Raw genomic sequence first — 356 nt, forward strand, 5'->3', positions numbered from 1 at the left:
GGCGACCTCTCCGCGTACCTGGAACCTGTCGGCGACCGCTAACGCTCAGCCGCAGATCAACATCGGTCTGGCCAGCCTGAACGGCTCTGCCGCCAGCTCCTTCAGCCTGAGCTTCCTGAACTCAATGCAGCAGAACACCGGCACCAGCGGTGTAGTGGCTATCAACCAGAACGGTTACGCGCCGGGTTCACTGGTGAGCTACGCCATTAACGATGACGGCACCGTTGTCGGTAGCTACTCCAACGAACAGTCGCAGCTGCTGGGTCAGATCGTGCTGGCGAACTTCGCCAACAACGAAGGCCTGCAGTCTCAGGGTGACAACGTTTGGTCTGCTACCAACTCCTCTGGTGTTGCGC

The 356-nt window shown here is 59.8% G+C and carries 1 protein-coding gene; it reads left to right on the plus strand.

Going from position 1 to position 356, the window contains the following annotated elements:
- Positions 1-356 (plus strand): flagellar hook-basal body complex protein (locus AB4072_RS17165; protein WP_441969949.1); only part of this gene is annotated, 356 nt, incomplete at both ends.

Origin of the sequence: Microvirga sp. 2MCAF38 (assembly GCF_052115485.1) — a bacterium.
Taxonomy (GTDB): domain Bacteria; phylum Pseudomonadota; class Alphaproteobacteria; order Rhizobiales; family Beijerinckiaceae; genus Microvirga.